The 20766-nt window shown below is 71.9% G+C and carries 22 protein-coding genes; 17 read left to right on the top strand and 5 right to left on the bottom strand.

Annotated features, from left to right (window positions below):
• Positions 1-58 precede the first annotated feature (58 nt).
• From ACGFYQ_RS14135 to ACGFYQ_RS14100, 8 genes are all read left to right on the top strand, one after another.
• Positions 59-1168, top strand: coding sequence for a quinone-dependent dihydroorotate dehydrogenase (locus ACGFYQ_RS14135; protein ID WP_393744035.1), 1110 nt, complete (start codon positions 59-61; stop codon positions 1166-1168).
• A 2-nt stretch (positions 1169-1170) separates the two neighbouring features.
• On the top strand, positions 1171-2013 hold the full coding sequence (gene pyrF, locus ACGFYQ_RS14130) for an orotidine-5'-phosphate decarboxylase (RefSeq protein ID WP_393744033.1): 843 nt from the start codon (positions 1171-1173) through the stop codon (positions 2011-2013).
• A 337-nt stretch (positions 2014-2350) separates the two neighbouring features.
• Positions 2351-2674, top strand: a complete 324-nt coding sequence (locus ACGFYQ_RS14125) for an integration host factor (RefSeq protein ID WP_008740406.1) — start codon at positions 2351-2353, stop codon at positions 2672-2674.
• 61 nt (positions 2675-2735) lie between these two features.
• Entirely contained in the window at positions 2736-3299 is a 564-nt protein-coding gene (gmk, locus tag ACGFYQ_RS14120; RefSeq protein WP_393743489.1) for a guanylate kinase, read from the top strand.
• 63 nt (positions 3300-3362) lie between these two features.
• Positions 3363-3635 carry a DNA-directed RNA polymerase subunit omega gene (gene rpoZ / locus ACGFYQ_RS14115; protein WP_004948662.1) on the top strand — a complete coding sequence of 91 codons (273 nt, stop codon included), beginning with the start codon at positions 3363-3365 and terminating at the stop codon, positions 3633-3635.
• Between the two features lie 110 nt (positions 3636-3745).
• Positions 3746-4960 (top strand): bifunctional phosphopantothenoylcysteine decarboxylase/phosphopantothenate--cysteine ligase CoaBC, encoded by a 1215-nt coding sequence (gene coaBC, locus ACGFYQ_RS14110; protein WP_393743487.1) that lies wholly within the window; start codon positions 3746-3748, stop codon positions 4958-4960.
• Between the two features lie 194 nt (positions 4961-5154).
• Positions 5155-6363, top strand: coding sequence for a methionine adenosyltransferase (gene metK, locus ACGFYQ_RS14105; RefSeq protein ID WP_328924704.1), 1209 nt, complete (start codon positions 5155-5157; stop codon positions 6361-6363).
• A gap of 143 nt (positions 6364-6506) precedes the next feature.
• Complete coding sequence (locus ACGFYQ_RS14100) at positions 6507-8555, top strand: primosomal protein N' (RefSeq protein WP_393744031.1); 2049 nt, start codon at positions 6507-6509, stop codon at positions 8553-8555.
• A gap of 451 nt (positions 8556-9006) precedes the next feature.
• Here the strand turns inward: ACGFYQ_RS14100 and ACGFYQ_RS14095 are convergent, their stop codons facing one another.
• Positions 9007-9537, bottom strand: coding sequence for a hypothetical protein (locus tag ACGFYQ_RS14095; RefSeq protein WP_393743485.1), 531 nt, complete (start codon positions 9535-9537; stop codon positions 9007-9009).
• A 250-nt stretch (positions 9538-9787) separates the two neighbouring features.
• Between ACGFYQ_RS14095 and fmt the strand changes: the two genes are divergently transcribed.
• Both fmt and ACGFYQ_RS14085 read left to right on the top strand, forming a co-directional pair.
• On the top strand, positions 9788-10732 hold the full coding sequence (fmt, locus tag ACGFYQ_RS14090) for a methionyl-tRNA formyltransferase (protein ID WP_393743483.1): 945 nt from the start codon (positions 9788-9790) through the stop codon (positions 10730-10732).
• Between the two features lie 86 nt (positions 10733-10818).
• Entirely contained in the window at positions 10819-12297 is a 1479-nt protein-coding gene (locus ACGFYQ_RS14085) for an RsmB/NOP family class I SAM-dependent RNA methyltransferase (protein WP_393743481.1), read from the top strand.
• A 79-nt stretch (positions 12298-12376) separates the two neighbouring features.
• Here the strand turns inward: ACGFYQ_RS14085 and ACGFYQ_RS14080 are convergent, their stop codons facing one another.
• On the bottom strand, positions 12377-13522 hold the full coding sequence (locus ACGFYQ_RS14080; protein ID WP_393743479.1) for an epoxide hydrolase family protein: 1146 nt from the start codon (positions 13520-13522) through the stop codon (positions 12377-12379).
• Between the two features lie 63 nt (positions 13523-13585).
• Here ACGFYQ_RS14080 and ACGFYQ_RS14075 point away from each other — a divergent pair, with 63 nt between their 5' ends.
• The 7 genes from ACGFYQ_RS14075 to ACGFYQ_RS14045 all read left to right on the top strand — a co-directional run bounded on the left by ACGFYQ_RS14075 (position 13586) and on the right by ACGFYQ_RS14045 (position 19267).
• A complete protein-coding gene (locus ACGFYQ_RS14075) occupies positions 13586-14554 on the top strand; it encodes a helix-turn-helix transcriptional regulator (RefSeq protein WP_393743477.1) in 969 nt (322 codons plus the stop codon).
• Positions 14555-14735: 181 nt separating this feature from the next.
• The gene (rpe, locus tag ACGFYQ_RS14070) at positions 14736-15422 is read left to right on the top strand and encodes a ribulose-phosphate 3-epimerase (RefSeq protein WP_393743475.1); all 687 of its coding nucleotides are present in this window, start codon (positions 14736-14738) and stop codon (positions 15420-15422) included.
• 138 nt (positions 15423-15560) lie between these two features.
• Positions 15561-16577, top strand: coding sequence for a sugar-binding transcriptional regulator (locus ACGFYQ_RS14065; RefSeq protein WP_388567098.1), 1017 nt, complete (start codon positions 15561-15563; stop codon positions 16575-16577).
• Positions 16578-16658: 81 nt separating this feature from the next.
• A complete protein-coding gene (locus ACGFYQ_RS14060) occupies positions 16659-16880 on the top strand; it encodes a CarD family transcriptional regulator (protein WP_189740325.1) in 222 nt (73 codons plus the stop codon).
• 49 nt (positions 16881-16929) lie between these two features.
• Complete coding sequence (locus tag ACGFYQ_RS14055; RefSeq protein ID WP_393743472.1) at positions 16930-17370, top strand: ribonuclease domain-containing protein; 441 nt, start codon at positions 16930-16932, stop codon at positions 17368-17370.
• Positions 17367-17876, top strand: coding sequence for a barstar family protein (locus ACGFYQ_RS14050; protein WP_393743470.1), 510 nt, complete (start codon positions 17367-17369; stop codon positions 17874-17876). Before ACGFYQ_RS14055 ends, ACGFYQ_RS14050 begins: the two co-directional genes overlap by 4 nt.
• 128 nt (positions 17877-18004) lie before the next feature.
• Positions 18005-19267: an acyltransferase family protein gene (locus ACGFYQ_RS14045; RefSeq protein WP_393743468.1), complete on the top strand. Its 1263-nt coding sequence runs from the start codon at positions 18005-18007 to the stop codon at positions 19265-19267.
• A gap of 113 nt (positions 19268-19380) precedes the next feature.
• Here the strand turns inward: ACGFYQ_RS14045 and ACGFYQ_RS14040 are convergent, their stop codons facing one another.
• From ACGFYQ_RS14040 to ACGFYQ_RS14030, 3 genes are all read right to left on the bottom strand, one after another.
• Positions 19381-19857 carry a group II truncated hemoglobin gene (locus ACGFYQ_RS14040; RefSeq protein ID WP_393743466.1) on the bottom strand — a complete coding sequence of 159 codons (477 nt, stop codon included), beginning with the start codon at positions 19855-19857 and terminating at the stop codon, positions 19381-19383.
• Between the two features lie 2 nt (positions 19858-19859).
• Positions 19860-20183: a putative quinol monooxygenase gene (locus tag ACGFYQ_RS14035; RefSeq protein ID WP_393743464.1), complete on the bottom strand. Its 324-nt coding sequence runs from the start codon at positions 20181-20183 to the stop codon at positions 19860-19862.
• A 72-nt stretch (positions 20184-20255) separates the two neighbouring features.
• Positions 20256-20765, bottom strand: coding sequence for a hypothetical protein (locus ACGFYQ_RS14030; protein WP_393743462.1), 510 nt, complete (start codon positions 20763-20765; stop codon positions 20256-20258).
• Position 20766 lies beyond the last annotated feature (1 nt).

Genomic DNA, 20766 nt, shown 5'->3' with positions numbered 1-20766 from the left:
CACCGGTTTCACGACGGGTGTCCCCCTTTCCATGAGCGCAGAGGGATCCTTCTCGACGATGTACAAACTCTTCTTCAACCTGGTCTTCAAGCGGATGGACCCGGAGCAGGCCCACTACACGGCCTTCCGCTGGATCCGCCTCGCGGCCCGCATCCCGGTGCTGCGCACCTTCATCGCGGCCTGGCTCGCCCCGCGCCACGCCTCGCTCCGCACCGAGGCCCTCGGCCTGCGCATGCACGGCCCCTTCGGCCTCGCGGCCGGCTTCGACAAGAACGCCGTCGCCATCGACGGCATGTCGATGCTCGGCTTCGACCACATCGAGATCGGCACGGTCACGGCCGAGCCGCAGCCCGGCAACCCGAAGAAGCGGCTGTTCCGGCTGGTGCCGGACCGCGCGCTGATCAACCGCATGGGCTTCAACAACGAGGGCTCGGCCGCCGTCGCCGAGCGTCTGGCGGCCCGTAACCCGGTCTTCAAGACGGTCGTCGGCGTCAACATCGGCAAGACCAAGGTCGTGCCCGAGGAGGAGGCGGTGGGGGACTACGTGGCCTCGACCGAGCGCCTCGCCCGCCACGCCGACTACCTCGTCGTCAACGTCTCCTCGCCGAACACGCCGGGCCTGCGCAACCTCCAGGCGACGGAGTCGCTGCGTCCGCTGCTGTCGGCCGTACGGGAGGCCGCGGACCGGGTGGTCACCGACCGCCGGGTCCCGCTGCTGGTCAAGATCGCCCCGGACCTGGCCGACGAGGACGTCGACGCGGTCGCGGACCTCGCCCTGGAGCTGGGCCTCGACGGCATCATCGCGACCAACACGACGATCGCGCGCGACGGTCTCGGCCTGAAGTCCGCCCCGTCCCTGGTGAAGGAGACCGGCGGCCTGTCGGGCGCGCCGGTCAAGGAGCGCTCGCTGGAGGTCCTGAGGCGCCTGTACGCCCGTGTGGGGGACCGGCTGGTCCTCGTCGGCGTCGGGGGCATCGAGAACGCCGAGGACGCCTGGCAGCGGATCCTGGCCGGCGCCACGCTGATCCAGGGGTACAGCGCCTTCATCTACGAGGGCCCGTTCTACGCCCGTGCCGTCCACAAGGGCCTGGCCGCGCGCCTGGCCAACAGCCCGTACACGACGCTCGCCGAAGCGGTGGGCGCCGAGACCCGAAAGGCCGCGCAGTGACCGTGACCCCCGTGACCCCGTTCGGTACCCGCCTCCGCGAGGCGATGGACTCCCGCGGCCCGCTGTGCGTGGGCATCGACCCGCACGCGGCCCTGCTGGCCTCCTGGGGCCTGAACGACGACATCGCGGGCCTGGAGCGGTTCTCGCGCACCGTGGTGGAGGCGCTGGCCGACCAGGTGGCGGTCTTCAAGCCGCAGGCGGCCTTCTTCGAGCGGTTCGGCTCGCGCGGCATCGCGGTGCTGGAGCGGAGCGTGGCCGACGCGCGGGCGGCGGGCACCCTCGTGGTGATGGACGCGAAGCGCGGCGACATCGGCTCGACGATGGCGGCGTACGCGGAGACCTTCCTCTCGCCGTCCTCGCCGCTCTTCTCGGACGCGCTCACCGTCTCCCCGTACCTCGGCTACGGATCCCTGCGCCCGGCGGTGGACCTGGCGCGCGAGTCCGGCGCCGGTCTGTTCGTCCTCGCGCTGACCTCGAACCCGGAGGGCGCGGAGGTCCAGCGGGCGGTACGGGAGGACGGCCGGACGATCGGCGCGACGATGCTGGCGCACCTCGCGGCCGAGAACGCGGGCGCGGCACCGATGGGCTCCTTCGGGGCCGTGGTCGGCGCCACGCTGGGCGACCTGTCCTCCTTCGACCTGGACATCAACGGGCCGCTGCTGGCCCCCGGCATCGGCGCGCAGGGAGCGACGGCGGCGGACCTGCCGGCAGTGTTCGGCAAGGCCGTGCGCAACGTCGTCCCGAACGTGTCGCGGGGCGTGCTGAAGCACGGTCCGGACGCGACGGCCCTGCGCACCTCGGCGCGGCAGTTCGCGGACGAGATCCGCGAGGCCGTCTCCGCCTGATCATCCGCCCGATCCGTCCGTGTGCGGCTCCCGCCGCACACGGATTCGGTGCGTTCGCGGCGGCTGCCGGACGGCGTCATCGCACTGTCTGACGAAATTCGAACGTCTTTCACCGGACAAAACAGGGGTATTTTGTCCGTGATGTACGGTTCAGTGGAGGCTGACCAGGACTTTTCGTTCGTTCTCGCTGACTGGAGCGGTGATGGCCGCTAGTCTCCGAGCAGAGTGAACGCGCAGCGAACGAGTTCCACCGCTGTTCGGGAGCTCGCCTGGTGGGGTGCCTGCGGGTTCTCCACCGGTCCGTATCCGACAGTTCGACATCCGAGGTGACGTAGGCGTGGCTCTTCCGCCCCTTACCCCTGAACAGCGCGCAGCCGCGCTCGAAAAGGCCGCCGCGGCTCGCCGGGAGCGGGCCGAGGTGAAGAATCGACTCAAGCACTCCGGCGCCTCGCTCCAAGAGGTCATCAAGACCGGCCAGGAGAACGACGTCATCGGCAAGATGAAGGTCTCCGCCCTGCTGGAGTCCCTGCCTGGCGTGGGCAAGGTGCGCGCCAAGCAGATCATGGAGCGCCTCGGCATCTCCGAGTCCCGGCGTGTCCGAGGTCTCGGTTCCAACCAGATCGCTTCTCTGGAGCGTGAGTTCGGCACCCCTGCCGGCTGACGCGTCGCCCGGAGTTCTTCCCGCGTTCTCAGGCAGTCCCGAGAACCTGGATAATCGCTCTATGGCAGCAGAGGTTCGTCCGCGGCTGACCGTGCTCTCCGGCCCTTCGGGGGTCGGCAAGAGCACGGTCGTCGCGCATATGCGCAAGGTCCACCCGGAGGTATGGCTCTCGGTGTCGGCCACCACCCGCAAGCCGCGGCCCGGTGAGCGACACGGAGTCCACTACTTCTTCGTCAACGACGACGAGTTCGACAAGCTGATCGCCAACGGCGAGCTGCTGGAGTGGGCCGAGTTCGCGGGCAACCGCTACGGCACACCGCGCGGCGCAGTACTGGAACGCCTGGAGAACGGCGAACCGGTCCTGCTGGAGATCGACCTCCAGGGCGCCCGGCTCGTCCGCGAGTCGATGTCCGAAGCCCAACTGGTCTTCCTGGCCCCGCCGAGCTGGGACGAGCTGGTCCGCCGGCTCACCGGCCGGGGCACCGAATCGGCCGAGGTCATCGAGCGCCGACTCGCGACCGCCAAGATCGAACTGGCTGCCGAGTCCGAGTTCGACACCACCCTTGTCAACACCTCCGTCGAGGATGTAGCCCGTGAGCTGCTAGCCTTGATGGAAGTTGTCTGATCGTTGATCGATGTTCATGTCGCTCAATGCTTGATCTTTCACCCATTCTTCGGAAGGTAGAGCGTGTCCTCTTCCATCACTGCGCCCGAGGGCATCATCAACCCGCCGATCGACGAGCTGCTCGAGGCTACTGACTCGAAGTACAGCCTCGTGATCTACGCGGCCAAGCGCGCGCGTCAGATCAACGCGTACTACTCGCAGCTCGGTGAGGGCCTGCTCGAGTACGTCGGCCCGCTGGTGGACACCCACGTCCACGAGAAGCCGCTTTCGATCGCGCTGCGCGAGATCAACGCGGGTCTGCTGACCTCCGAGGCCATCGAGGCCCCGGCTCAGTAAGCACCGAAAATTCCTTTCACCGCAGGCCCGGCAGAACATCTGCCGGGCCTGTGGTGTGTCATAGGCCCCATAGGTGTCACAGTGAGATGGATCCTGAAGAGGAGTGCCTGGTGGGTAAGCCGAAGGTCGTGCTGGGGGTCAGCGGCGGGATCGCCGCCTACAAGGCGTGCGAGCTGCTGCGCCTGCTGACCGAGTCCGGGCACGAGGTGCGGGTGGTGCCGACGGCGGCCTCCCTGAACTTCGTCGGTGAGGCCACCTGGGCCGCCCTGTCCGGGAATCCCGCCTCCACCGAGGTGTGGGAGACCGTCCACGAGGTTCCGCACGTACGCATCGGGCAGTCCGCCGACCTCGTCGTGGTCGCCCCGGCCACCGCCGACATGCTGGCCAAGGCCGCCCACGGACTGGCCGACGACCTGCTCACGAACACCCTGCTCACCGCCCGCTGTCCGGTGGTCTTCGCCCCCGCCATGCACACCGAGATGTGGGAGCACCCCGCCACCCAGGAGAACGTGGCCACGCTGCGGCGGCGCGGAGCGGTCGTCATCGAGCCCGCCGTGGGCCGGCTCACCGGCAAGGACACCGGCAAGGGCCGGCTGCCCGACCCCGAGGAGATCTACGAGCTGTGCCGGCGGGTCCTCGCGCGCGGGGTGAGCGAGCCGGACCTCGCCGGGCGGCACGTGGTGATCAGCGCGGGCGGCACGCGGGAACCGCTGGACCCGGTCCGCTTCCTCGGCAACCGCTCCTCCGGCAAGCAGGGCTACGCGCTCGCCCGTACCGCCGTCGCCCGGGGGGCCCGGGTCACCCTGGTCGCGGCCAACACCGCGCTGGCCGACCCGGCCGGGGCGGACGTCGTCCGCGTGGGGACGGCCGTACAGCTGCGGGAGGCGGTCCTCAAGGCGGCGGCGGACGCCGACGCCGTGGTGATGGCCGCGGCCGTGGCCGACTTCCGCCCCGCCGAGTACGCGGGCGGGAAGATCAAGAAGAAGGACGGGCAGGAGCCGGCGCCGGTCGCCCTCGTGCGGAACCCCGACGTCCTCGCCGAGATCTCGGCCGACCGGGCCCGGGACGGCCAGGTCGTCGTGGGGTTCGCCGCCGAGACCGACGACGTCCTCGCCAACGGGCGGGCCAAGCTCCGGCGCAAGGGATGTGATCTTCTCGTCGTCAACGAGGTCGGCGAAGCCAAGACCTTCGGTTCGGAGGAGAACGAGGCTGTGATCCTGGCCTCGGACGGTTCGGAGACTCAGGTTCCCTATGGTCCGAAGGAAGATCTGGCGGAGCTGGTGTGGGACCAGGTGGCGGTCCGCCTTCCGGCGCGACGCGCCTGAGAAGATCCCTTCTCCTGGTCACATCCGTGCGCCAGAATGGAGTGCCGCAGGTCACACGGCTCCCATAAGGCGAGACGGGTGGTCCGTTAATCGGTGGCGACCGATAAACTGCATTCGGAACGTGATCGGGCGCAGCCCCCGGTGTGGTTCCGCCAAATGATCAGCCAGCAGCCGCTGCAACCCCAGGGAGCATTGTGTCCCGTCGTCTGTTCACCTCGGAGTCTGTGACCGAGGGCCACCCCGACAAGATCGCTGACCAGATCAGCGACACGATCCTCGACGCGCTCCTCACCGAGGACCCGACCTCGCGCGTGGCCGTGGAGACCCTCATCACCACAGGTCTCGTGCACATCGCGGGCGAGGTGACCACGAAGGCGTACGCGCCGATCGCGCAGCTCGTCCGCGACAAGATCCTCGAGATCGGCTACGACTCCTCGAAGAAGGGCTTCGACGGCGCCTCCTGTGGCGTGTCGGTGTCCATCGGCGCGCAGTCCCCGGACATCGCGCAGGGTGTCGACACCGCCTACGAGAAGCGGGTCGAGGGCGACGAGGACGAGCTGGACAAGCAGGGCGCCGGCGACCAGGGCCTGATGTTCGGCTACGCCTGCGACGAGACCCCCGAGCTCATGCCGCTCCCGATCCACCTCGCGCACCGGCTCTCCAAGCGGCTCTCCGAGGTCCGCAAGAACGGGACCATCCCGTACCTGCGCCCCGACGGCAAGACCCAGGTCACCATCGAGTACGACGGCGACAAGGCCGTGCGCCTCGACACGGTCGTCGTGTCCTCGCAGCACGCCTCGGACATCGACCTGGACTCGCTGCTCGCTCCCGACATCCGCGAGTTCGTCGTCGAGCACGTCCTGAACCAGCTCATCGAGGACGGCATCAAGCTCGACACCGAGGGCTACCGGCTGCTGGTGAACCCGACCGGCCGCTTCGAGATCGGCGGCCCGATGGGTGACGCCGGCCTGACCGGTCGCAAGATCATCATCGACACGTACGGCGGCATGGCCCGCCACGGCGGCGGCGCCTTCTCGGGCAAGGACCCGTCCAAGGTCGACCGCTCCGCCGCGTACGCGATGCGCTGGGTCGCCAAGAACGTCGTCGCCGCCGGGCTGGCCTCGCGCTGCGAGGTCCAGGTCGCGTACGCGATCGGCAAGGCCGAGCCCGTCGGTCTCTTCGTCGAGACCTTCGGCACCGCCAAGGTGGAGGTCCAGAAGATCGAGGACGCGATCGGCGAGGTCTTCGACCTGCGCCCGGCCGCGATCATCCGCGACCTGGACCTGCTGCGGCCGATCTACGCCCAGACCGCCGCCTACGGCCACTTCGGCCGCGAGCTGCCGGACTTCACCTGGGAGCGCACCGACCGCGTGGACGCGCTGCGCGCGGCCGCCGGTCTGTAAGCACCACCGCTCGTGACGAACAGCCCCGGACCTCGTGGTCCGGGGCCGTTCGCATGCCCTGTCTGTCAGTGCGGTTTGGTAAGAATGCTGATGTGAGCAGCGCGAACGATTCCCCGCCGGAGCAGCTGGCGCTGATCCGGGAGATGGTCGCCGAGGCGAAGGCCAAGGCGCCCAAGGCGAAGCCCCGTACCTGGCGAGGGGCCGCCGTCGCCGAGGAGCTGCCCGTTGCCCGCGTCCTCGTGAACAAGGGCGTGCTCCACCTCGACCGGCTCTTCGACTACGCCGTTCCCGCCGAACTCTCCGAGTCCGCCCAGCCCGGCGTCCGCGTCCGGGTCCGTTTCGGCGCCGGCTCCCACCGGGTGCACGGCGGCCGCCGCGAGGGCGGCGGGCTCATCGACGGCTTCATCGTCGAGCGCCGCGCCGAGTCCGACTACAACGGAGCCCTCGCCGCCCTCGCCCAGGTCGTCTCGCCCGAGGTGGTGCTCGGCCCACGCCTGCTGGCGCTCGCCCGGGCCGTCGCCGACCGGTACGCGGGCAGCCTGGCCGACGTACTCCAGCTGGCGCTGCCCCCGCGCAACGCCCGCGCCGAGGCCAAGCCCTCGCCCGAGCCGCTGCCTCCGCCCGCCGAGCCCGAGCCCGGCGGCTGGCAGCGGTACGGCTCCGGGCCCGCCTTCCTGCGCGCCCTCGCCACCGGCGGAACCCCGCGCGCCGTCTGGACCGCCCTGCCCGGCCCGGGCTGGGCCGACGAGCTCGCCCGTGCCATGGCCGCCACCCTCGCCTCCGGCCGCGGGGCCCTCGCCGTGGTCCCCGACGGGCGGACCGCCGCCCGCGTGGACACCGCGCTCACCGCCCTGCTCGGCGAGGGGCGGCACGCGCTGCTGACCGCCGAGTCCGGGCCCGAGAAGCGCTACCGCCAGTGGCTCGCCGTGAGCCGGGGCTCGGTGCGGGCCGTCCTCGGCACCCGGGCGGCGATGTTCGCGCCCGTGCGCGACCTCGGGCTGGTCGCCGTCTGGGACGACGGGGACTCCAGCCACAGCGACGACCACGCCCCCTTCCCGCACGTCCGGGAGGTTCTGGAACTGCGCTCCGTCAGCGACGGCTGCGGCTTCCTGGCCGGGAGCACGAGCTGCACCGTGGAGGCCGCCCAGCTGGTCGAGTCGGGCTGGGCGCGGCCGCTGGTCGCCGACCGCGAGACGGTACGGGCCTGCGCGCCGCGGATCCGCACCGTGGGCGACGAACTGCTGGCCCGCGACGAGGCGGCCCGGGCGGCGCGGCTGCCGAGCCTGGCGTGGGAGACCGTACGGGAGGGGCTCAAGACCGGGCCCGTACTCGTCCAGGTGCCGCGGCGGGGCTATGTGCCCCGGCTGGCGTGCGAGCGGTGCCGTACGCCGGCCCGCTGCACGGTCTGCGCCGGGCCGCTGGAGGCCCCCGACGAGCGGGACCTGCAGTGCGGGTGGTGCGGGCGGGCCGAACCGTCCTGGCACTGCGAGGAGTGCGGGTCGTTCCGGCTGCGGGCCCAGGTGGTCGGCGCGCGGCGTACGGCCGAGGAGCTGGGGCGGGCCTTCCCGGCCGTGCCCGTACGGACCTCCGGGCGCGACCACGTCCTGGACGAGGTGCCGGACCGGCCGGCGCTGGTCGTGTGCACCCCGGGGGCGGAACCGGTCGCGACGGGGGAGGGGTACGCGGCGGCGCTGCTGCTCGACGGCTGGGCGATGCTGACCCGGCCCGACCTGCGGGCGGGCGAGGACGCGCTGCGCCGGTGGATCGCGGCCGCGTCGCTGGTCCGGGGGGACGGCCAGGTCGTCGTGGTCGCCGAGCCGACGCTGCGGCCGGTGCAGGCGCTGGTGCGCTGGGATCCGGTGGGCCATGCCGTACGGGAGCTCGCGGAGCGGGCCCAGCTCGGTTTTCCGCCGGTGTCGCGGATGGCGGCGGTGGCGGGGCGGGGGGAGGCGGTGGAGGCGTTCCTGGCGGGGGCCGGGCTGCCGCCGGATGCGGAGGTCCTGGGGCCGGTGCCGATCGCGGGGCGGCGGGGGGAGCCGTCTCCCGGGGAGCGGGCGCTGGTCCGGGTCCCGCCGGGCAGTGGCGCGGCCCTGGCCGCCGCTCTCAAGTCGGCGCAGGCGGCCCGGATGGCGCGGGGTGTCCCGGCGTCGGAGGCGGTCCGGGTCCGCATCGACCCGCCGGACATCGGCTGACGGGTCGGTCCGCCGGGTGCCGCCGCGCGGGGCTTCTCCCCCACCCCGCCCCTTCCCGAAACCGTGGGCTCCGCCCCCGGCCCCCCGTCTCCGGGGCTCCGCCCCGGCCCCCGTCTCCGGGGCTCCGCCCCGGCCCCCGTCTCCGGGGCTCCGCCCCGGACCCGGCGGGGGCTCCGCCCCGGCCCCCCCGTGCCCTCAAACGCCGGCGGGGCTGAAATGCCCGGCGGGCAATTCCAGCCCGCCCGGCGTTTGAGGGCACGGGCGCGCAGCGCACGTACGGGGTCTGGGGCGGAGCCCCGGTTTCGGGAAGGGGCGGGGTGGGGGAGGGCGCCCGCAGGGCCCGGGCCTGGACGCCGAACGACCCCGGCGGGGCGGCCCGTGGGGGCGCTCCGGCGGGGTCGGGGATCGGCTGGGGCCGTCGGGGGTCGGCGTCCCGGCGGCGGGCGGCCGGTCAGCCGTTGCGGGGGCCCGGGAGGGCCGGGGAGCGGGGGGCGCTCGCGGCGGGCTGGGAGTCCTCGCGCAGAGGCTGCAGCGGCTGCGGCGGCACCGAGCGGGCCGCGGGGATCGTGGGGAGCGGCCCCAGGGTCCGGGTCGGCGTTCCCTCGGCCGGCGGCTCCGCGGACTCCGCGGCCTGCGCACGCCGGGCACCGTAGCGCCGGTGCACGGCCTGCTTGGTCACACCCAGCGCCGAGCCGACCGCGTCCCACGAGAAGCCGAGCGAGCGGTCGAAGTCCACGGCGGCGGTGACCAGCGTCTCGACGCTGTCCCGCAGCTCCTGGGCGAGGCGGACGGTGGGCGCGGGCGCCCGGCCGTAGACGACGAAGCCCGTGGAGGGACCGGAGCGGCGCGGGCGGTACACATTGCCGAGCTGGGCGGTGAGCGTACGCAGGGCATCCACCTGCCGGCGAACCCGCTCGATGTCCCGCACCAGCAGGTGCAGGCTGGCCCGGGCTTGGGCGTCGTGGGTGGCGTGGTCGGCCATGAAGAAGCCTCTCGAACCGGTGCTGAAGGGCGGATCGGGCCGCAGAAACCGTTCACACGCGGCCCGTTTTGGTCAATCTCTCTTGACCAACGCGCCACCCGGCGCCCAGGTCACGCTCTGGGGGCGTGTCGGCATATGCGAGAGGCGCGTGTGTGTGGGTACGCCCCCTGACGGCCACCGGACACCCCCAGCCCGTACGCCCCATAGACTGGTGCGCTGCTGACAGCCGAGATAGCGAGGTAGGACCCCAGTGAAGCTCGTCTTCGCAGGCACCCCCGAGGTCGCCGTGCCCGCCCTGGACGCCCTCATCGCCTCCGGGCGGCACGAGGTCGCGGCCGTCGTCACCCGGCCGGACGCCCCCGCCGGCCGCGGTCGCCGGCTCGTCGCCAGCCCCGTCGCCGAGCGTGCCGAGGAGGCGGGGATCGAGGTCCTCAAGCCCGCACGGCCGCGCGACCCCGACTTCCAGGCCCGGCTGCGCGAGATCGACCCGGACTGCTGCCCGGTCGTCGCGTACGGGGCGCTGATCCCCAAGAGCGCCATCGAGATCCCCCGCCACGGGTGGGTCAACCTGCACTTCTCGCTGCTGCCCGCCTGGCGCGGCGCCGCGCCCGTACAGCACTCGATCATGGCGGGGGACCAGGTCACCGGCGCCTCCACCTTCCAGATCGAGGAGGGACTGGACTCCGGCCCCGTCTACGGGATCCTCACCGAGGAGGTCCGCGCCACCGACACCAGCGGCGACCTGCTCACCCGGCTCGCCTTCGCCGGTGCCGGTCTGCTGGCCGCCACCATGGACGGCATCGAGGACGGCACCCTGCGCGCCGTCCCGCAGCCCGCCGACGGGATCTCGCTCGCACCCAAGATCACCGTGGAGGACGCCCGGATCGACTGGGCGGCCCCGGCGATGCGCGCCGACCGCGTCGTGCGCGGCTGCACCCCGGCACCGGGCGCGTGGACCGTCTTCCGCGGGGAGCGGCTCAAGCTGATCTCGGTCGGCCTGGTGCCCGACCGCACGGACCTGGCGCCCGGCGTGCTGGCCGCGGCCAAGAACAACGTCTACGCCGGCACCGGCTCGCACGCCGTGGAGCTGCTGTGGGTGCAGCCGCAGGGCAAGAAGCCGATGCGGGGCGCCGACTGGGCCCGCGGGGTGCGGATCGCTCCCGGCGAGCGGCTCGGCGGCGCCGACGTACGCTGAACCCAGCCGGTTCGATCCGTCATACCGGCTGCCCCTCCGCACACCCGTAGCACTCGTAGAACTCGTACCTCCGGAGCACCTTTCACGTGAGCGAACAGCCTCGTCAGCCCAGTCGGCGTCCCGCGGGCGGCGGCAAGCCGTCCGGCAAGCAGGCCAAGCCGTACCGCCGGCCCCAGAAGGACCCCGTCCGGATGCTGGCCTTCGAGGTGCTGCGGGCGGTGGACGAGCGCGACGCGTACGCCAACCTCGTGCTGCCGCCGCTGCTGCGCAAGGCCCGCCAGGACGAGAGCTTCCAGGCGCGTGACGCGGCACTGGCCACCGAGCTGGTCTACGGGACGCTGCGCCGGCAGGGCACGTACGACGCCGTGATCAAGGCGTGCATCGACCGCCCGCTGCGGGAGGTGGACCCGCCGGTGCTGGACGTGCTCTCGCTCGGGGCGCACCAGCTGCTGGGGACCCGGATCCCCACGCACGCCGCCGTCTCGGCGAGCGTGGAGCTGGCCCGGGTGGTGCTCGGCGACGGGCGCGCGAAGTTCGTGAACGCCGTGCTGCGCAAGATCGCCGCGCACGACCTGGACGGCTGGCTGGAGCGGGTGGCGCCGCCGTACGAGGACGACGCCGAGGAACACCTCGCGGTGTACCACTCGCACCCGCGGTGGATCGTCAGCGCCCTGTGGGACGCGCTGGGCGGCGGGCGCGCCGGGATCGAGGACCTGCTGGAGGCCGACAACGAGCGGCCCGAGGTCACCCTGGTGGCCCGGCCGGGGCGGTCCACGCCGGAGGAGCTGCTGGAGGCGGTGGGCGAGGAGTCGGCGCTGCCGGGCCGCTGGTCCCCGTACGCCGTGCGGATGGCCGAGGGCGGCGAGCCGGGCGCGCTGGAGGCCGTGCGCGACGGGAGCGCGGGTGTCCAGGACGAGGGCAGCCAGCTGGTGGCGATGGCCCTGGCGGCCGTGCCGGTCGAGGGCCGTGACGAGCGCTGGCTCGACGGCTGCGCCGGACCGGGCGGCAAGGCGGCGCTGCTCGCGGCTCTGGCGGCGCGGCGCGGGGCGTTCCTGCTGGCGTCCGAGAAGCAGCCGCACCGGGCCCGGCTGGTGGAGAAGGCCCTGTCCGGCAACCCCGGGCCGTACCAGGTCATCGCGGCGGACGGCACCCGGCCGCCGTGGCTGCCGGGCTCCTTCGACCGGGTCTTGATGGACGTGCCGTGCTCGGGCCTGGGCGCCCTGCGCCGCCGCCCGGAGGCCCGCTGGCGCCGCCGCCCGGAGGACCTGGAGGGCTTCGCGCCGCTCCAGCGGGGGCTTCTGCGCGAGGCGCTGTCGGCGGTGCGGGTGGGCGGCGTCGTGGGCTACGCGACGTGCTCGCCGCACCTGGCGGAGACCCGGGTGGTCGTGGACGACGTCCTGAAGGGCCGGGGCGCGGGCCAGGCCCCGGTGTCCGCCGAACTGATCGACGCCCGGCCGTACATGGCGGGCGTACCGGGCCTGGGCGACGGCCCGGACGTACAGCTGTGGCCGCACCTGCACGGTACGGACGCGATGTACCTGGCGCTGCTGCGGCGCACGGCGTAGGGGAGGGCCCGGGCAGTTCCGGCGTGGTGTGCGAACGCTTCGGCCTGCCCGGGCACTCTCGCGGTGACGGCGGTGGGTGTCAGCCGCCGACCGTGCTGAAGAAGGCGCGGACGTCGGAGCCGAACGCCTCCGGCCGCTCCAGCGAGAGGAAGTTGCCGCCGCGCTCCAGCTCGCTCCAGTGGGTGATGTTGTGGTCCCGTTCGGCGAAGCGGCGGATGGCGATGTCGGTGTGCAGGGCGACGGCGACGCCGGTCGGGACGGTGCCGCGCGGCTTCGGGGCCCAGGCGCTCGCGTCGTGCCCCGATTCGTAGTAGAGGTTTGCCGAGGAGCCGGCCGTTCCGCTGAACCAGTAGACGCTGACGTTCGTCAGCAGGCGGTCGCGGCCCACGGCGTCCTCGGGGAGCTCGGCGGCGGGGTCCGTCCACTCCTTGAACTTCTCGGCGATCCAGGCGAGCTGGCCGACCGGTGAGTCGTGGAGACCGTAGGCGAGGGTCTGCGGGCGGGTGGACTGGATGGCGTTGAAGCCCATCTTGTCCTGCTGGAAGTCCTCCAGCCGGGCCAGCCGCTCCTGCTCGGGACCGGTCAGTCCGTCGAGTTCGGCGGGGTCCCCGGAGGGGAAGGTGACCAGGCCGTTGACGTGGATGCCGACGATCTCGTCGGGTGCCCGGCGCCCCATCTCGGCGGCGATCCAGGCGCCGCCGCCCGTTCCCTGGACGCCATAGGCGCCGTAGCCGAGCCGGCTCATCAGCTCGACGAACGCGCCGGCGATGCGGCCGGTGTTCCAGCCCGCCTCGCCGAGCGGACCGGAGAAGCCGGTGCCCGGCGTCGAGGTCACGATGACGTGGAAGTCCTCCGCCAGCGGCCGGATCACCTCGGCGAACTGCACGAACGAGCAGGGCCAGTCGTGCAGCAGGAGCAGCGGGACGGCCGCCGGATTCTGCGAACGGACGTGCAGGAAGTGGATGTTCTGGCCGTCGATCTCGGTGGTGAACTGGGGGAACTCATTGAGCTCCGCCTCCGCCTTGCGCCAGTCGAAGCCGTCGGCCCAGTACGCGGCCAGGGCCTTCAGGTAGTCGGTGGGCACTCCCCGGCTCCAGCCGGCGCCGGGGATCTCGCTGCCCCAGCGGGTACGTGCCAGCCGGTCGCGCAGGTCGTCGAGCTCGTCCTGCGCGATGTCGATGCGGAACGGGCGGATCCGGGCGTCGGTGTTGCTGCTGCTCTCCATGGGTACGACAGTATTCTCGATATAGGCACGGTACGTTCCTAATGGCACAACAGGCTGGGCCTCATGCTTGATACCTCCGCACGACTGCTGCGCCTGCTCTCCCTGCTGCAGACCCCGCGTGCCTGGCCGGGATCCGAACTGGCCGAACGCCTCGGGGTGAGCGGCCGAACCGTCCGCAACGACATCGACCGCCTGCGCGAGCTCGGCTATCCCGTGGACGCCGCGCGCGGAGCCACCGGCGGCTACCGGCTGGGTGCGGGGGCGGCGATGCCCCCGCTGCTCCTCGACGACGAGGAGGCCGTGGCGGTGACGATCGCCCTGCGCACTGCCGCGCAGGGCGCCGTTCCCGGCGCCGAGGAGACCTCGCTGCGGGCGCTGGCCAAGCTGGAGCAGGTGCTGCCCTCGCGGCTGCGCCGCCGGGTGCGGGCGCTCCAGGCGTACATCGTGGCCGTGCCCGCGGACCGTCCGCCGCCGACCGTCTCCGCGGACGTGCTGACCACCCTGGTATCCGCCTGCCGCGACCGGGAACGACTGCGCTTCGACTACCTGGACCACGCCGGCTCGTCCACCCGTCGCGTGGTGGAGCCGTATCGCGCGGTGAACTGGGGACGGCGCTGGTACCTCGTGGCGTGGGACGTCGAGCGCGAGGACTGGCGCACCTTCAGGATCGACCGGATCGAGCCCCGCACACCGACCGGGCCGCGCTTCGCCCCGCGCGAACCGCCCGGCGGCGACGCCGCGGCGTACGTCTCCCAACGGGTGTCGAGCGCGGCCTGGCGCCACCGGGCGCGGGTCACCGTCCACGCACCGGCGACGGCGGTGATCGAGCGGATCAACCCTGCGGTCGGCACGGTCGAGGCACTCGACGCCGACAGCTGCGTCCTGATCACCGGGGCCGACACGGTGCAGACCCTCGCCGTCCACCTGGGCATGCTCGACTTCGACTTCGACGTCACCGGGCCCGAGGAACTGGTCACCCACCTCCGTCGGCTCTCGGAGCGCTATGCCCGCTCGACACCGCCTGCCCGCTGAGGCGCACCGACCCGGCCTCCACCCGCTCCTCACGCCCCCGTCTTCCGGCGCCGCAGTGGGGACACGGCCACCGGGGTCCAGGACAGTGAAATGTTCTCCATGATCGCTTAAGCGGCGCTACGCCGGGTGCGACTTACGGGGTCGTGGCCGGAACTGTGTGGGGGCATGGCAGGCTTGGGGCATGGCCGCTCAGATTTATCCCAGCATCCTGTCCGCCGACTTCTCCCGGCTCGCCGACGAGGCGAAGGCCGTCGAAGGGGCCGACTGGCTGCATGTCGACGTCATGGACAACCACTTCGTCCCCAACCTCACCCTCGGGTTGCCGATCGTGGAGTCCCTGAGCAGGGCCACGGACATCCCGCTGGACCTCCACCTGATGATCGAGGACCCGGACCGCTGGGCCCCGCAGTACGTGGAGGCCGGCGCGGGTTCGGTCACCTTCCACGCCGAGGCCGCGGCGGCGCCCGTGCGCCTCGCGCGGGAGATCCGGGCCAAGGGGGCGCGGGCGTCGATGGCGCTCAAGCCCGCGACGCCCATCGAGCAGTACGAGGACATCCTCCCCGAGCTCGACATGCTGCTGATCATGACGGTCGAGCCGGGCTTCGGCGGCCAGCCCTTTCTCGACATCATGCTGCCCAAGATCCGCCGTACCCGGGAGCTGATCGCCAAGCACGGTCTGGAGCTGTGGCTCCAGGTGGACGGAGGGGTCTCGGCCTCGACCATCGAACGCTGCGCCGAGGCCGGCGCCGACGTCTTCGTCGCGGGCAGCGCGGTATACGGCGCCGTCGATCCGGCGGCCGCCGTACGCACGCTGCGTGAGCAGGCGGGCGCCGCGATCGCCGCGGCGCCCTGGGCTTGCGACCACTGAACCAAGGGTTGATGAACAGCTCGGTGAACGCTGGCTGTCCAGGCTGATCAACGGCCGTCGGATCTGACAGGATGAACGGCGAGTCGAGAGTGTGAACACGAGAGTGTGAACAGCAGTGAGGAGAACGCGGTGTCTGCAATGTCGGCGGGACGGTCAGCCCTGCGGATGGGACCCGCGGAGCTGGTGCAGGCGGCGGCCATGGCGCGCCGCTTCTACCTGGAGGGCAAGTCCAAGATCCAGATCGCCGAGGAGTTCGGCGTGAGCCGCTTCAAGGTGGCCCGGGTCCTGGAGACCGCCCTCGAACGCGACCTCGTACGGATCGAGATCCGGGTACCGGCGGAACTGGACGCGGAGCGCTCGGACGCGCTCAGGGCCCGCTACGGGCTCCGGCACGCCGTCGTGGTGGAGTCGCCCGCCGACGCCACCGAGGACGCGCCCGATCCGGAGAACCTGGGCGCCGTCGCCGCCGATCTGCTGGGCGAGCTGGTCAACGAGGGCGACGTACTGGGCCTGGCGTGGGGGCGGTCGACCATTCACATGGCCGCCTCACTGCACCGGCTGCCGCCGTGCACCGTGGTGCAGCTGACCGGCGTGTACGACGCGGGCACCGCCGAGCGCGGGTCCGTGGAGGCGGTACGGCGGGCCGCGCAGGTCTCGGGCGGGGACGCGCACCCGATCTACGCGCCGATGCTGCTGCCCGACCCGGCGACCGCGGCCGCGCTGCGCAACCAGACCGGGATCGCGCGCGCCTTCGAGTACTTCGACAAGGTCACGGTCGCGGCCGTCTCCATCGGCTCCTGGGAGCCGGGCATCTCCACCGTCCACGACATGCTGACGGACGAGGAGCGGGAGCACTACGCCTCGCTGGGCGTGGCGGCCGAAATGTCCGCCCACCTGTTCGACTCCGAGGGGCGGCGGGTCGGCCGGGACCTCGGCGAGCGGTGCATCACCGTCGAGGCGGACCGGCTGCGGCGGATCCCCGAGGTCGTCGCCATCGCGGGCGGGCTGCGCAAGGCCTCCGCGATCGGGGCGGTGCTGCGGTCGGGGCTGGTGACCAGCCTGGTCACGGACACGGCGGTCGCCGACTACCTGCTCACCGAGTCGTCCCCGGGGCTGCGGCCGGCGCTGGAGCGGGCCGACCCCGACGACCTGTAGCCACCATCGGTGCGGATGGTGCCGGAATTGAGATCCGAACGGCGGACCGCGCGGCGGCCCGCTGGGCGCATACTGGTTTCAATGACAAAGTCAGCAGTACCTCGCCGCCATTTGCCGTCCAGCCCGTTCAAGGCCCCCGTGGAACAGCCCATCCGGCAGTTCAGCGTCGGCGACCGGGTTACTCACGATGAGCACGGCCTCGGCCGTGTCGTCGGAATCGAGGAGGGGATCGCTGTTCTCGTCGACTTCGGGTCGGTCCAGAAACGAATCCTGAGTCCCTACACCAAGATGGCCGCGCTCTGAGGCCACCGGGCGATTCGCGAGCGAATCGGATATTTGGCACGATCGGTGCATGATCTTTCGGAACGTGCCCCGATCGTTGCTGCGTGTACTGGGGGCCGTGTTCCTGTGCGCCGCGCTGGTCGGTGCGGTGGGTTGTGGCGGGGAGAGACCCGCGCCTGCCGCCGCCAGCGCCAGCGCCGGCCCCAGCCCCGGGGTTCCGGCGTGGGCCGACGGGCTGGCGACCGTACGGGCCGCCGCGCTGCCGCAGCAGGCCCGGGACGTGCTCGCGCTCATCGACAAGGGCGGGCCGTATCCGTACCGCCAGGACGGGACCGTCTTCGGGAACTTCGAGAAGGTCCTGCCCCGGCAGAAGCGCGGCTACTACCACGAGTTCACCGTGAGGACGCCGGGGGAGCGGGACCGCGGGGCCCGGCGGATCGTGACGGGCGAGGGTGGGGAGTTCTTCTACACGGACGACCACTACGAGACCTTCAGGGCGGTTCTCCGATGACCCTCGACCCGCAGCCGCTCGCCCCTGCGCTCGCCGCCGCCGAAGCCGCTGGCTGGACGACGCTGAGGCTGGACCTGGACGGCGTACGCGGCAAGGCGGAGCTGATGCGGCGCTGCGAAGCCGCCTTGCGGCTGCCGGAGTGGTTCGGGGGGAACTGGGACGCGCTGGCGGACTCGCTGAGGGATCTGTCGTGGCTGCCGGATGCCGGCGGGCGGCTGGTCGCCGTGACCTCGTGGCGTGGGTACGCCGCCGCGCGGCCGGGCGACTGGGAGACGCTGGTGGAGATCCTGGAGGAGGCCGTGGATTTCTGGCGCGAGGCGGAGGGCTTGCCGCCGCTGACGGTGCTGCTGGCCGAGCCGGAGCCGGAGCCGGAGCCGGAGCCGGAGCCGGAGCCCGAGCCCGAGCCGGAGCCGGAGCCCGAGCCCGAGCCGGAGCCGGAGCCCGGTCCCGGGCCGGCTGCCGGGGCTCCGCCCCGGAGCCCGCGCCTCAAACGCCGGCGTGGCTGAACAGAGGAGTCGTCGGAGTTGTGCCGATCACGGTGACGTGTGCCACTCCGAGAAGGTGGGGTTGGACATCCTGGGCCGGTGCCCGGCAACCTTGGTCAGTTGATCGGAACCAGGGATAGGCGTCGTACGTGGATAGCCGCACTTCTCGGTGGCGGGTGCGGTGGTCCCACGGCACCGTTGCCGAACTGCTGACCGGCCGGAACAACAGCATGGGTGTCATCCGGCTGTGCCTGGCGACAGCCGTCGTCGTCTCCCATGCGCGTGTGCTCGGTTTCGGCAGGACCGAGTTCGGCCGCGCTTTCACCCACGGCCAGGTCGACCTCGGGAAGTGGTCGGTCTACGGGTTCTTCGTTCTCTCGGGGATCCTCGTCACCCGCAGCGGGGCCCGCCTGGGGTTGGGGCGGTTCCTGTGGCATCGGGCGCTGCGGCTGCTGCCCGGATTGTGGGTCTGCCTGTTCTTGACGGCGTTCGTCGTGGCTCCGGTCCTGTACTGGCGATTGCACGGGACCCTGGACGGTTTCCTGGGCCGGGGCTGGGGGCCGGTGGAATACCTGCGGTCGAACGGGGCGATCCAGCTCAATCAGAACGACGTGTCCGGCGTGATGGCCGATGCCATGGGCAAGGGTGTCGCGTACGACCGCAGCATCGACGGCGCGTTGTGGTCGCTGTACTACGAAGTCCTCTGCTACGTGGGTGTGGCGGTTCTGGCCGTGACGGGCGTTCTCGCACGCGCCCGGCGCGCCGTGCTGCTGATCACCTGCCTCTTGGGCTGGCTGGTGATTCGGCAGGCCGTGGGCGACCGGTTCTGGGCGGGGGCCTTCGAGGCCTCCTACCTCCACCCGTTCGACCTGCCCCTGGTGGGCTTCACGAACCCGGTTCTCGTCATCTACCTGGGGTACGCGTTCGCCCTGGGGGCGGTCATCGAGCTGTACCGCGAGCGGATCCCGGTCAGCGACGTGCTCGGCATCGCATCCCTCGTGGCGCTCCTGGTCAGCGCGCGCTACGGATTCCTCTTCGTCGTCGGTGTGCCGGCCTTCGCCTATTTCCTGGTGTGGCTGGCGATCCGTCTTCCGGCCCCCTTCCGCCGGATCGGTGCGCGCAGCGACTACTCGTACGGCATCTACATCTACGGCTTCGTCGTGGAGCAGGCACTGGTCGTCCTGGGCTTCGCCCGCTGGGGTCTGGTGCCCTATCTCGGCCTGAGCCTCGCTGTGACCGTCGTGCTGGCGATGCTGTCGTGGCACTGTGTCGAAGGACCCGCCATGCGCCTGAAGGACCTGGGCGGACGCCGTCCGGGATCCCGGCGCGCCTCCCGTTCGGGGCGGACGTCCCCGGTTCCCGGCCCGGCCTCCCGCCCGGCCGACCACGACAGGGTCACCGCGGCCCCCTGAGTCCGTCCGGCGTGGAACTTGAGCGAACGGCTGAAGGGGTGAGGTCCCACAGGGACCTCACCCCTTCACTCCGGAGGCGCCCGGAACGCCGAGTGGCCGGGGGCGGGGGTGGGTCAGGTCGTCGGGGTCTTCGGGACCCACGGCGGGGTCTGGCCCCAGGACCAGGTCGGGATCTTGGCCGCGTCGACCGGGGGTGGGTTGGGGCCCGAGTAGATCAGGGCCATGCGGGTGCCCCACTCGATGTAGTAGACGAACACCGCGCGGAACTCCGGGTCCGTCGGGAGGCCGACCTCGTCGGCCGTGTCCAGGAGCAGGTCCACCCAGCGGCGGCGCTGCTTCTCGGTGATCGCGCGGCCCAGGTGTTTGGTGGCCATGTGCTGGTGGCCGCCGTGGTGGGCGGAGTAGTCCGACGGGCCGCCGAAGACCTCCGACAGCCAGACCGCGACGTGCTGCGGGTGCTCCGAGTCCATGCCGGCGAAGACCGGGGCCAGGATCTCGTCCCGCAGGGCGTGGGCGTAGAAGGCGTCGGTGAGGCGGTTCATCGCCTCCGCGCCGCCCATCCACTCGTAGATGGTGGGTGTCGTGCTCATGGTTACCCTGCGGCCTTTCCCGTGCCCGCGATGTCCGTCACCGTGTAGTGCTGCATTTCCTCGATCGCCGTCACGTACGGCCGGATCGCGCTGAAGAAGGCCGGGAAGTGCTCGCCCTTGCGGAAGCCGTTGAGGTGGGCGTCGACCGAGGTCCAGCGGATGCGGAGGATGTAGCGCTCCTTCTCCTCCTCGCAGCGTGCCAGCTCGTAGTCGACGCACTCGGGCGAGGCGGCCAGGGCCTCGGCCGCCCGGGTGTACGCGTCCTCGAAGGCCTGCTGGTCGTCCAATGCGATCCGGTAGCGGATGTATTCGACGGTGGTCGTCATGGTGCGTGCCTCTCCCTGGATGGTGGTCGTGGCCAGCCTTACGGGATCATGCGTGCCCGTGGGGGGATTGCGTTATTCGGACTCGGACTTCCTGGAGTCCGTACCCTCCGACACGTCCGGGCCCTGGGCGCGGACCTGGTGGACCTTGTCGAGGGAGTCGCGCAGTTCCGTCAGCCAGGTGTCGGTGTTGCGGCCCACCAGGCGGACGCACCAGGCGAGGGCGTCGGCCCGGCTGCGGGCCACGCCGCCGGCGACCAGGGTGTCGAGGACCTGGCGCTCGGACTGGCGCAGGCGGGTCATGACCGGGACGGCGAGGTGGGTGAAGAGGGTGGTCTCCTCGCCCACCCGCACGCCCCAGGCGACCTTGCGGCGGTAGAGCTCCTCGGCCTCGCGGGCGACCTCGATGCGCTGTTCGCGAGTGCGTTCGCGGAACTCCTTGACCGACTCGGCCGCCGGGACGGTGCCGACGACCGTGATCTCCTCGCGGTCGGCCGTGACCGAGACGAGGGACTCGTAGACGTCCACCGGCAGACGCTCGGCGAACCACACGCGGAGCTGTTCGCTCTGTTCGGATGTAATCATG

Origin of the sequence: Streptomyces sp. NPDC048258, from assembly GCF_043201995.1 — a bacterium.
Classification (GTDB): Bacteria; Actinomycetota; Actinomycetes; order Streptomycetales; family Streptomycetaceae; genus Streptomyces.
The sequence above is the reverse complement of the archived record's forward strand: the minus strand, read 5'-3'. Positions and strand labels throughout refer to the sequence as shown.

Bases quoted from the DNA above. Each gene is read 5' to 3' on its own strand.
- ACGFYQ_RS14135 (WP_393744035.1), top strand. From the start codon at position 59: ATGTACAAACTCTTCTTCAACCTGGTCTTCAAGCGGATGGACCCGGAG.
- gmk (WP_393743489.1), top strand. From the start codon at position 2,736: ATGGCAGCAGAGGTTCGTCCGCGGCTGACCGTGCTCTCCGGCCCTTCG.
- ACGFYQ_RS14100 (WP_393744031.1), top strand. From the start codon at position 6,507: ATGGTCGCCGAGGCGAAGGCCAAGGCGCCCAAGGCGAAGCCCCGTACC.
- ACGFYQ_RS14095 (WP_393743485.1), bottom strand. From the start codon at position 9,537: ATGGCCGACCACGCCACCCACGACGCCCAAGCCCGGGCCAGCCTGCAC.
- ACGFYQ_RS14080 (WP_393743479.1), bottom strand. From the start codon at position 13,522: ATGGAGAGCAGCAGCAACACCGACGCCCGGATCCGCCCGTTCCGCATC.
- ACGFYQ_RS14075 (WP_393743477.1), top strand. From the start codon at position 13,586: ATGCTTGATACCTCCGCACGACTGCTGCGCCTGCTCTCCCTGCTGCAG.
- rpe (WP_393743475.1), top strand. From the start codon at position 14,736: ATGGCCGCTCAGATTTATCCCAGCATCCTGTCCGCCGACTTCTCCCGG.
- ACGFYQ_RS14065 (WP_388567098.1), top strand. From the start codon at position 15,561: ATGTCGGCGGGACGGTCAGCCCTGCGGATGGGACCCGCGGAGCTGGTG.
- ACGFYQ_RS14060 (WP_189740325.1), top strand. From the start codon at position 16,659: ATGACAAAGTCAGCAGTACCTCGCCGCCATTTGCCGTCCAGCCCGTTC.
- ACGFYQ_RS14055 (WP_393743472.1), top strand. From the start codon at position 16,930: ATGATCTTTCGGAACGTGCCCCGATCGTTGCTGCGTGTACTGGGGGCC.
- ACGFYQ_RS14050 (WP_393743470.1), top strand. From the start codon at position 17,367: ATGACCCTCGACCCGCAGCCGCTCGCCCCTGCGCTCGCCGCCGCCGAA.
- ACGFYQ_RS14040 (WP_393743466.1), bottom strand. From the start codon at position 19,857: ATGAGCACGACACCCACCATCTACGAGTGGATGGGCGGCGCGGAGGCG.
- ACGFYQ_RS14035 (WP_393743464.1), bottom strand. From the start codon at position 20,183: ATGACGACCACCGTCGAATACATCCGCTACCGGATCGCATTGGACGAC.
- ACGFYQ_RS14030 (WP_393743462.1), bottom strand. From the start codon at position 20,765: ATGATTACATCCGAACAGAGCGAACAGCTCCGCGTGTGGTTCGCCGAG.